The following is a 6,795-nucleotide window of genomic DNA, read 5'->3' as shown; positions in this document are numbered from 1 at the left end:
GATTCTGCCGGCCTTCTGCTACGTTTTCCGGGAAGGCTCCGCTCGCTCCGTCATGCGGCACTCGATGTCCGGCCGAGCGCAGCCCAGATAGTTCACCGGTCAGATGCGCTTCACAGCCGAACGAGTTCCGAGTCTCGACGCTTTCCTGAATGAGGTTGAGGCGCTTGGAGCTTCGAGCGTGCTCAGCCCGTTCCAGAAGGCGACGTGGCTGCGTGCTTGGTATCAGCAGCTGGCGCCGGCCAAGGCGGCCGAACCGGTTCTGATCGCCATCAGGGACACGTCCGGTCCGACCGCGATGTTGCTGCCGTTGGTCCGGCGGCACGAACACGGCCTGACGCTGGTCGAGGCGGCCGACCTGAGCGTCTCCGACTACTGCTACCCGCTGCTCGGCCCGACAGCACCGGCCAACCGGAAAGAGATCGAGGCAGCGATCGCGGCCGCCGTCCCGTGTCTGCCTAATGCCGATCTGCTGCTGTTGCGAAATCTGCCGCCAGCCTCCGGACGCCGGCTCAATCCGTTGGCCATGCTCGACGTCGTGCCGTCGCTGACGGTCCAGAACGTCGTCGATCTGCCCGCCACATGGGACGAGTTCATCAACGACCGCTCGCGGTCGTTCCGCAAGGGTCACTGCCGCAAGAAGCGGGCAATATCCTCGCTTGGCAAATTCGAGGTGCGTTTCATCACCGAGCCGACGGCGGCTCATCGCTTCCTCGATACGCTCGACGAATTTCAGCGCGTCCGCATGGACGGCCGCGGCGAGCTGTTCGTTCTCGACCAGCCCTGCTACTCGAACTTCTACCACACCGTCATCGCCGACGGCCTGGCGAGCGGCTTCGCGGTGCTCCCGGTGTTGACGATCGACGATCGTCCGATCGCCGGCGGCTTCGGCATGATCAACCGCGACACCTGCACCCTGGTTCGGCTCGCTCATCTGGAGGGCGCCTGGGATCACTACTCGCCGAGCATCGTGCTGGCGTGCGAGACGATCCGGTTGCTGATCGAACGCGGCATCAAGACGTTCGATTTCGGCAAGGGGTATTACTCCTACAAGGAGCAGTTCGGCTGCGAACAAATCCCGCTCTACAGATATCAGCGCGCGCTGAGTCCGAAGGGACGGCTGGCAATCGCAGCAATGAGTGCACGGGATGCTGTGCGCAGCAGCGGTCTGGCCTATTCGCTTCGATCGTGGCGGGAAGGCTCGAGCCACAAGAAGCAGCCTCACGCGGGCGAGAAGGCGAGCGACCTCGGGAGGCCGTCGTGAACCGATTTGCGCGCGGCGACTTGGTCGAAGTCCTGCCCTTGGACGAGATCCTGGCTGTCCTGGACGACAAGGGAGCCTTGGACGGACTGCCGTTCATGCCTGAGATGGCCGCCTTCTGCGGCCATCGGTTTCGCGTTTCACGAAGGGCGAACCGCACCTGCGTCGAGGACAGCGGCGAAGGCCTGCTGAGCAATACCGTTTTCCTCGAAGACGTTCGCTGCGATGGCTCCCATCACGATGGCTGCCAGCGGCGCTGCCTGATGTTCTGGCACGAGCGCTGGCTGCGGCAGCCCACAGACGCTCGTATCGAACAGCCCACCTCTCCGGCGGCGCTCTCGCGCCTGCCGGTGAAGATCGGCGAACGTTACTACTGCCAGTCGACCGAACTGAAGCGCATCACCACGCCGTCGCGCGGCATGGTGGCCGGCGTCGCGCTGCTGACCAAGGATCTGCTGAGCGGCGAAATCTCACTGTCGCGCTACGTGATGATCCTCGGCAATGCGCTGATCAATAAATTCCGTAAGCTGATCGGCCTTGCCGAAATCGGCCGGTTGAGCGGTCCGGGCACGGAGACTTCGAAAGGCAATCTCGACCTCGAGCCCGGCGAGCTGGTCGAGATCAGGCCCCTCGCCGAGATCAGCCGGACGCTCGATCGCAAGGGCAAAAACCGAGGGCTGAACTTCGATCCAGAGATGGCGCTGTACAGCGGCCCCTACGAGGTCGAGCGCCGCATCGAACGGATCATCCTCGAGACCACCGGCGAGATGCGCACGCTGACCCATACGGTCGCGCTCAAAGGCGTCGACTGCCAGGGCCTGTGCGCCCGTAACTGTCCGCGAGCCAACCCGATCTACTGGCGCGAGATCTGGCTGCGACGCTTGGAGCCGCCTTCCGAGGCCTCCCGCTGAAGCCCCTCGGCAATGGCAATTGGGCGGGCCGGCCCGAGAGCCTTGTGCCTTCGTCCAACTTGTTCACACCTATAAGTTGAGCAACACTCCCCGTGCTGGGGGTGGCGTGTGAACCAGAGTAATCGCGGCGAAGGCACGACCCTTCTCACCGAAGCCCAGCGACTCGACTGGCTGCGGCTGATCCGCAGTGACAATGTCGGCCCCCGAACCTTTCGCTCGCTGATCAATCACTACGGCTCGGCGCGCCTTGCGCTGGAACAGCTGCCGGAGTTGGCGCGGCGCGGCGGTGCGGCCCGACCGGGGCGCATCCCGAGCGAAGACGATGCACGGCGTGAAATCGAGAATAGTCGCCGCATCGGCGTCGAATTAGTTGCGCCGGGAGAAGCGGGCTATCCGCCGCGGCTCGCCACGATCGATGACGCGCCACCGCTCCTCGGGGTCCATGCCCTGCCCGCCCATTTCGAGATAATGCAGCGGCCGATGATCGCGATCGTCGGCTCGCGCAATGCTTCCGCAGCCGGATTGAAGTTCGCGCAGCAACTCGCCGCCGATCTCGGCGCCGCCGGAATGGTCGTAATTTCCGGCCTTGCCCGCGGCATCGATCAGGCGGCGCATCGCGCCAGCCTGCAAAGCGGCACCGTCGCGGTGCTGGCCGGCGGCCACGACAAGATCTATCCGGCCGATCACGAAGACCTGCTCCTCGATATCATCGAAGCCGGCGGTGCTGCGATTTCCGAGATGCCGCTCGGCCATGTGCCACGCGGCAAGGATTTCCCGCGGCGCAACCGGCTGATCTCCGGCGCCGCGGTCGGCGTCGCGGTGATCGAGGCGGCGTTTCGATCCGGCTCGCTGATCACCGCGCGGCGCGCGGCCGACCAGGGCCGCGAGGTGTTCGCCGTCCCGGGCTCGCCGCTCGATCCACGCGCGGCCGGCACTAACGATCTGATCAAGCAAGGTGCGGCGCTGATCACTTCGGCCGCCGATATCCTGCACGCGATCGAATCCATTCTGGAGCGGCCGATCGAACTCCCCACTCGTGAGCCCGACGCACCACCGCCGGCGAGCGAACCGGACGCCGGCGACCGTGCCCGCATCCTCCGCCTGCTCGGTCCGAGCCCAGTGGGAATTGATGATCTGATCCGCTTGTCCGGCATTTCGGCGCCAGTGGTGCGGACGGTGCTGCTGGAGCTGGAACTGGCCGGCCGGCTCGAGCGTCACGGCGGCGGCTTGGTGTCGCTGGTCTGATCGACACCCCAAAAAAAGCAACGGCCCGAAGTGGTGCGCACTTCGAGCCATCTTGGAAGCGGACGTACATCCGGCCCGCTCCCTGCTGACCAACCATGCACAGCTTTGGTTACCGAATTATGAAACGGAGTCCGGCCTCGGAGTTGAGCGAGGACGAACTCGGAACGCTTTCAGGAAAGTTCTGGTCGGTCAGACGCCCGGCGCCATGCATTCAGCTCGGTCCCGAGCCGCCGCGGCGGCGGCTGCGCACCACCTCGGCAGCTTCGAGCCGCGCCATGTCGAGCAGGTAGCACAGCATGTCGAGGCGATGGCGGTGCGCCAGATGGATCAGCTCGCCCAACGCCCCCGCCAGATAAGCCGCAGCCTCTACCTCGCCACCGTCTCGCGGCGGCCGTTTGGATGTGAGGTGCCGTGAACCTTGCCGGGATGACATCGGTGACCTTCGAGGATGGAGCTGCGCAAACCCTATTACCGCGAAAACATATACAACCCTAGGTTTAAATTTATAAGAAACACATCCATTAAAACGCATCGTCACAACCGGCCGATTTGACAGTAGGCCCCTCACCACCCATGTTCCGGGCCATGTGGCCGGCGCGAGTCCCGCGAATCCGGCCCTTTTCTCTTAGTCAAATCGTTGGAAGTGCGATGAATCTCGTCATTGTCGAGTCGCCAGCCAAAGCCAAGACGATCAACAAATATCTCGGCTCGTCTTACGAGGTGCTGGCGTCGTTCGGCCATGTCCGCGACCTGCCGGCCAAGAACGGCTCGGTCGATCCCGACGCCGACTTCCAGATGATCTGGGAAATCGATCCGAAAGCCGCGGGCCGGCTGAACGACATCGCCAAGGCGCTGAAGGGTGCCGACAAGCTGATCCTCGCCACCGACCCTGATCGCGAGGGTGAGGCGATTTCCTGGCACGTGCTCGAAGTGCTCAAGCAAAAGCGTGCGCTGACGGACCAGAAGATCGAGCGGGTGGTGTTCAACGCCATCACCAAGCAGTCGGTCACCGACGCGATGAAGCATCCGCGCGAGATCGACGGCGCCCTGGTCGACGCCTATATGGCGCGCCGCGCGCTGGATTATCTGGTCGGCTTCACCCTCTCCCCGGTGCTGTGGCGGAAGCTGCCCGGCGCCCGCTCGGCCGGCCGCGTCCAGTCGGTGGCGCTGCGGCTGGTGTGCGACCGCGAGATGGAGATCGAGAAATTCGTCCCGCGCGAGTACTGGTCGCTGATCGCCACACTGGCAACGCCGCGTGGCGACAATTTCGAAGCCCGCCTGGTCGGCGCCGACGGCAAGAAGATCCAGCGGCTCGACATCGGCACTGGCGCCGAGGCCGAGGACTTCAAGAAGGCAATCGAAGCAGCCAACTTCAAGGTGTCGACCGTCGAGGCCAAGCCGGCTCGACGGAACCCCTACGCCCCGTTCACCACCTCGACTCTGCAGCAGGAGGCCAGCCGCAAGCTCGGCTTCGCGCCGGCGCACACGATGCGGATCGCGCAGCGGCTATATGAAGGCGTCGACATCGGCGGCGAGACCGTCGGACTCATTACTTATATGCGTACCGACGGCGTGCAGATCGATCCGTCCGCCATCACCCAGGCGCGTAAGGTCATCGCCGAGGATTTCGGCAACGCCTATGTGCCTGACGCCCCGCGGCAGTATCAGGCCAAGGCCAAGAACGCGCAGGAAGCCCACGAAGCCATCCGCCCGACAGACCTGTCGCGCCGCCCCTCCGACGTCAGCCGCCGGCTCGACGCCGAACAGGCCAAGCTGTACGAGCTGATCTGGATCCGCACCGTCGCTAGCCAGATGGAGTCGGCCGAACTCGAGCGCACCACCGTCGATATCGAAGCCAAGGCGGGCTCACGCGTGCTGGAGCTGCGCGCCACCGGCCAGGTGGTGAAGTTCGACGGCTTTCTGGCCGCCTATCAGGAAGGCCGCGACGACGACGCCGAAGACGAAGACGCCCGCCGCCTGCCCGCGATGAGCGAAGGCGAAGCGCTGAAGCGCGAGGCCCTCGCCGTCACCCAGCATTTCACCGAGCCGCCGCCGCGCTACTCCGAAGCCTCGCTGGTCAAGCGCATGGAAGAGCTTGGCATCGGCCGGCCTTCGACCTACGCGTCGATCCTGCAGGTGCTGAAGGATCGCGGCTACGTCCGCCTGGAGAAGAAGCGTCTCTACGGCGAGGACAAGGGCCGCGTCGTTGTCGCCTTCCTGGAAAACTTCTTCACCCGCTACGTCGAATACGACTTCACGGCGGCGCTGGAAGAAGACCTCGATCGCATCTCCAATAATGAAGTGTCGTGGAAGCAGGTGCTGCACGACTTCTGGAAGGGCTTCATCGGCGCGGTCGACGACATCAAGGAGCTGCGCGTCGCCCAGGTGCTGGACGTGCTCGACGACATGCTCGGGCCGCACATCTATCCGGCACGCGAGGATGGCGGCGATCCGCGGCAGTGCCCGAGCTGCGGCACCGGCAAACTCAATCTCAAGGCCGGCAAGTTCGGCGCCTTTGTCGGCTGCTCGAACTATCCGGAATGCCGCTACACCCGTCCCCTCGCCTCCGATAGCGGCGCCGATGCGGACCGCGTGCTCGGCACCGATCCGGACACCGGACTCGAAGTCGCGGTGAAGTCGGGCCGGTTCGGTCCCTACATCCAGCTCGGCGAAGCCAAGGATTACGGCGAAGGCGAGAAGCCGAAACGCGCCGGCATTCCGAAGGGCACCTCGCCCAGCGATGTCGAGCTCGATGTCGCGCTGAAGCTGCTCGCACTGCCGCGCGAGGTCGGCAAGCACCCGGAGACCGGCCAGCCGATCAAGGCAGGCATCGGCCGCTTCGGACCGTATGTGCAGCACGAGAAGACCTACGCCAGCCTCGAGGCCGGCGACGACGTGCATAATATCGGCCTCAACCGCGCGGTGACGCTGATCGCCGAGAAGATCGCCAAGGGTCCGAGCAAGGGCCGGTTCGGCGCTGCGCCCGGCCGTGCGATCGGTGAGCATCCGACGCTCGGCGAGGTGTCGGTGAAGAAGGGCCGCTACGGCGCTTATGTCACCGCCGGCGGCGTCAACGCCACCATCCCCGGCGACAAGGCCGAAGACGCGATTACTTTGCCGGAAGCCGTCGCGCTGCTCGATGAGCGCGCTGCGAAGGGCGGCGGCAAGGCCAAGAAGGCGCCTGCCAAGAAGGCAGCCGCCAAGAAAGCCGATGGCGAAGGCAAGCCGGCCAAGAAAGCCGCGCCGAAGAAGGCCAAACCGAAAGCCGAAACCGCCGCCGCCAGCAAGGCGCGCGCGCCGGTGAAGGCTAAAACCTCGGCGCCGAAGAAGCGACGCCAAGTCCAAGCCTGCGGCCAAGAAGAGCGCTGCCAGAACGGATAG

General features: G+C 64.9%; 4 protein-coding genes and 1 pseudogene. 4 read left to right on the top strand and 1 reads right to left on the bottom strand.

The window, feature by feature from the left end:
- Window positions 1-178: 178 nt before the first annotated feature.
- From I5M_RS05035 to dprA, 3 genes are all read left to right on the top strand, one after another.
- Window positions 179-1,261, top strand: coding sequence for a GNAT family N-acetyltransferase (locus I5M_RS05035; RefSeq protein WP_051048661.1), 1,083 nt, complete (start codon window positions 179-181; stop codon window positions 1,259-1,261).
- Between the two features lie 38 nt (window positions 1,262-1,299).
- On the top strand, window positions 1,300-2,169 hold the full coding sequence (locus I5M_RS05030; protein ID WP_148287825.1) for a hypothetical protein: 870 nt from the start codon (window positions 1,300-1,302) through the stop codon (window positions 2,167-2,169).
- Window positions 2,170-2,277: 108 nt separating this feature from the next.
- The gene (gene dprA / locus I5M_RS05025) at window positions 2,278-3,414 is read left to right on the top strand and encodes a DNA-processing protein DprA (protein WP_022720409.1); all 1,137 of its coding nucleotides are present in this window, start codon (window positions 2,278-2,280) and stop codon (window positions 3,412-3,414) included.
- Between the two features lie 211 nt (window positions 3,415-3,625).
- Here the strand turns inward: dprA and I5M_RS34175 are convergent, their stop codons facing one another.
- Window positions 3,626-3,754 carry a hypothetical protein gene (locus tag I5M_RS34175; protein WP_307704587.1) on the bottom strand — a complete coding sequence of 43 codons (129 nt, stop codon included), beginning with the start codon at window positions 3,752-3,754 and terminating at the stop codon, window positions 3,626-3,628.
- Window positions 3,755-4,062: 308 nt separating this feature from the next.
- Here I5M_RS34175 and topA point away from each other — a divergent pair.
- Window positions 4,063-6,795, top strand: a pseudogene (topA, locus tag I5M_RS29200) (type I DNA topoisomerase); the annotation flags it as partial.

Origin of the sequence: Rhodopseudomonas sp. B29 (assembly GCF_000333455.1) — a bacterium.
GTDB lineage: Bacteria > Pseudomonadota > Alphaproteobacteria > Rhizobiales > Xanthobacteraceae > Rhodopseudomonas.
The sequence above is the reverse complement of the archived record's forward strand: the minus strand, read 5'-3'. Positions and strand labels throughout refer to the sequence as shown.